2 protein-coding genes and 1 pseudogene are annotated in these 2,720 nt (G+C 59.9%); all 3 read right to left on the bottom strand.

What is annotated here, in order from left to right; genetic code table 11:
* Positions 1-104: 104 nt before the first annotated feature.
* Positions 105-410, bottom strand: a pseudogene (locus V6C16_RS10915) (exodeoxyribonuclease VII large subunit); the annotation flags it as partial.
* A gap of 365 nt (positions 411-775) precedes the next feature.
* Positions 776-2,500 carry a proline--tRNA ligase gene (locus V6C16_RS10910; protein ID WP_333543204.1) on the bottom strand — a complete coding sequence of 575 codons (1,725 nt, stop codon included), beginning with the start codon at positions 2,498-2,500 and terminating at the stop codon, positions 776-778.
* On the bottom strand, positions 2,500-2,720 hold a 221-nt coding region (locus V6C16_RS10905; RefSeq protein WP_333543202.1), incomplete at its 5' end, for a flavodoxin-dependent (E)-4-hydroxy-3-methylbut-2-enyl-diphosphate synthase. The genes V6C16_RS10905 and V6C16_RS10910, both read right to left, overlap by 1 nt.

The raw sequence follows: 2,720 nt of genomic DNA, 5'->3' as shown, positions 1-2,720 counted from the left end.
CACGTTATGTCCTCGGACAATTCGGGTATGGTGGTACGTCAAATGAAAATCCCCGGAGAGCCGCACTCTCCGGGGAAAATTAGGCGCTCAACCGCCGCGCTTTAGCTGATGCGCCCGGCGCAGAGCACGTCCAGCCCATTGCGCAAAAGTTCAAGGGGCGAAGCACGGGGTTCGTCAAAAACTTCCCCCGTCAGCGGATCAAAACCCTGCTCGGCCTGCCGCTGCATGTGCCGGAACCAGACGCATTGCAACTGCGCATCCTGATCCTTGAGACTGAAATAGACATGCCCGGAGCCGGGCCGTGAGAAATTGGTCACCTCACCCCGTACCCATACAAAGGGAAAACGCCCTTCAAGGCTTTTGCGCAATTGTTCCGTGAGCTCACGGACTGTCAGTATGGCTTCCTGCATGATGTTTTGTCAGCATATCTTTTTGACGCTGTGGAGGGAAGACGGCGGCCCCAAGAAATACCGGGGCAAGTTCCCCCGGGCATCTCCCCACCCGACACCCGCCCGGTGGCAGCCCGGCCTGACGCGGCACCCGCAACAGCAACCGAAAACTATACCAATGAAGCGCCGCCCGCAAAAAATTATTTCTGCGGGCGGCGCTTATTTCAAAAGCAGGCTCTAGGCAGTGTCGTCACGAGATGAATTTCCTTGGTATATCAAGGAGAACGAGCCTTTTATGCAGGGAGTGTACTCTTATGGTGCTCGACCGGAATAAAAGGCGAAGTTCGACGCAGAGATACCGGGAAAGGCGCTCGTGACGACACTGTCTAGCGGCTGGCCCAGCCCTGCCGCACCTTTTCAGCCCATGCGGCAAAATCCTGCTCCAGACTGGCGGCGGAAAGTTCGCCCTTTTCGCCCGTGCGGCGGTCCTTGCACTCCACAATACCACGGCCAAGGCCCTTGCCGCCGACCACAAGCTGCATGGGAATGCCCAGCAGGTCGGCGTCCTTGAATTTGACGCCGGGGCGCTCTTCGCGGTCGTCCAGCAGCACTTCGACGCCCATGCCCTGCAGCAGGGCGTAGATTTCTTCAACCTTGGCGTTGACCTCTTCGCTGCGGGGGTCAAGATTGAGCAGCACGCATTCGAACGGAGCCACCGGCGGCGGGAAAACAATGCCGTTTTCGTCGTGATTCTGCTCAATGGCAGCCGCGGCCACACGGGAAACGCCGATGCCGTAGCAGCCCATGATCATGGTCTGCTCCTTGCCGTTCTCGTCCAGGAAAACAGCGTGCATGGCTTCGCTGTACTTGAGGCCGAGCATGAAAATATGCCCCACCTCAATGCCCTTGGTCAGCTCCATGCGCCCGCCGCAGCGGGGGCACTGATCATCTGAGGTGATGACGCGCAGATCCGCCCAGGCGGTCACCGCGGCGTCACGGGCAAGGTCCACATGCTTCAGGTGGGCGTCAGCCGCATTGGCCCCCACCACATAGTCCGTGCCGCCCTGAAGTTCGGCGTCGGCATAGACAGGCACGTCAAGAGCCACAGGCCCGGCAAAACCCACAGGGGCGCATGTGACGGCCTGCACCGTTGCGGCGTCAGCCAGTTCCACATCCTGCGCCTTGAGCAGGTTTTTGAGCTTGATATCGTTGACCTCACGGTCGCCGCGCACAAGCACGGCCACAGTCTGGCCGTCCACCTTGAAAAGCATGGTCTTGACGATGGCGCTGGCGGGAACCCCCAGGAGGGCCGTCAACTCTTCCACACTATGCGCTCCGGGCGTGGCTATTTTTTCCATGGCCGGGCAATGGCCCGCAGCGGGGCTGCCCCGCCAGACAACCTCGGCCCGCTCCACGTTGGCTGCGTATTCGCAATCGTGGCAAAAGGCGATGGTGTCTTCGCCCGTGTCGGCCAGCACCATGAATTCATGGGAAAAATTACCGCCGATGGAGCCGGTGTCGGCCTCCACAGCGCGAAAACGCAGGCCGAGACGGCTGAAAATGCGCATGTAGGCGTCGTACATGCTTTTATAGCTTTCTTCGGCCCCCTGGGCGGTGGCGTCAAAAGAATAGCCGTCCTTCATCACAAATTCGCGTCCGCGCATAAGCCCGAAGCGGGGGCGTATCTCGTCGCGGAACTTGGTCTGGATCTGATACAGGCGTACCGGCAGCTGACGGTAGGAACGCACCTCGCCGCGCACAAGGTCGGTGATGACTTCCTCGTGGGTGGGGCCGAGGCAGTATTCGCGCTCGTTCCTGTCCTTGAAGCGCAGCAGCTCCTTGCCGTAATGTTCCCAGCGGCCTGTTTCTTTCCACAGGTCGGCGGGCTGCACCATAGGCATGAGCAGTTCGCGAAAACCGGCTCTTTCCATTTCTTCGCGCACGGTGCGGCTGATCTTGTTTATCACCCGCAGGCCCAGGGGAAGATAGATATACAGGCCGGATGTAAGCCGACGCACCATCCCCGCCCGCAGCAGCAGCTTGTGGCTGATCACTTCCGCATCGGCCGGAGATTCCTTGAGCGTGGGAATATAGCAGGAGCTGAAGCGCATTAGATGTTTTCCTTTTCGTTAAGCAGTGATTGCAGTTCTTCCATAAAAGCCGCCAGCAAGGCTTCCTGCCCCTTCACGGAGCGGATGATCTCGCCCTTGCGAAAAATAATGCCCCTGTCGCGGCCCCCGGCCACGCCCAGATCAGCCTCGCGCGCCTCGCCCGGCCCATTGACCACGCAGCCCATAACCGCAACCTTTATGGAGGCGGTGGACGTTGCCA

Source organism: Desulfovibrio sp. 1188_IL3213 (genome assembly GCF_036763145.1).
Lineage (GTDB): Bacteria > Desulfobacterota > Desulfovibrionia > Desulfovibrionales > Desulfovibrionaceae > Desulfovibrio.
The sequence above is the reverse complement of the archived record's forward strand: the minus strand, read 5'-3'. Positions and strand labels throughout refer to the sequence as shown.

Coding starts and splice junctions, on each gene's coding strand:
- V6C16_RS10910 (WP_333543204.1), bottom strand. CDS start 2,500: ATGCGCTTCAGCTCCTGCTATATTCCCACGCTCAAGGAATCTCCGGCC.